General features: G+C 48.7%; 2 tRNA genes and 2 rRNA genes. All 4 read left to right on the plus strand.

Features of this window, described 5'->3' with window-relative positions:
• Positions 1–223 (plus strand): 23S ribosomal RNA (locus tag N7568_RS26005); the annotation flags it as partial.
• A 63-nt stretch (positions 224–286) separates the two neighbouring features.
• Positions 287–402 (plus strand): 5S ribosomal RNA (gene rrf, locus N7568_RS26010).
• Between the two features lie 24 nt (positions 403–426).
• Positions 427–503 (plus strand) — tRNA-Met (locus tag N7568_RS26015).
• 4 nt (positions 504–507) lie between these two features.
• Positions 508–583, plus strand: a tRNA-Asp gene (locus N7568_RS26020).
• The last annotated feature ends 21 nt before the right edge of the window (positions 584–604 follow it).

A 604-nucleotide genomic window follows, 5' to 3' on the forward strand; every position in this document is an offset into this window, starting at 1 on the left:
GCACCGCTGGTGTACCAGTTGTCTTGCCAAAGGCATAGCTGGGTAGCTACGTGCGGACAGGATAAGTGCTGAAAGCATCTAAGCATGAAGCCCCCCTCAAGATGAGATTTCCCATAGCGCAAGCTAGTAAGATCCCTGAAAGATGATCAGGTTGATAGGTCAGAGGTGGAAGCATGGTGACATGTGGAGCTGACTGATACTAATAGATCGAGGACTTAACCAACGCTTTTTAAAAATGAAATACCTTCTTATTATCTAGTTTTGAAGGAACAATGTTCCTTTATTGTTTGGTGGCGATAGCGAAGAGGTCACACCCGTTCCCATACCGAACACGGAAGTTAAGCTCTTTAGCGCCAATGGTAGTTGGGACTTTGTCCCTGTGAGAGTAGGACATCGCTAGGCATTTTTATTTTGCTTTTTTATCATCGCGGGGTGGAGCAGTTCGGTAGCTCGTCGGGCTCATAACCCGAAGGTCGCAGGTTCAAATCCTGTCCCCGCAACCAACATGGTCCCGTGGTGTAGCGGTTAACATGCCTGCCTGTCACGCAGGAGATCGCGGGTTCGATTCCCGTCGGGACCGCCATGTTTTAGAAACGAAACAATG

This window comes from Paenarthrobacter aurescens, from assembly GCF_025421775.1.
Classification (GTDB): domain Bacteria; phylum Actinomycetota; class Actinomycetes; order Actinomycetales; family Micrococcaceae; genus Arthrobacter; species Arthrobacter aurescens_B.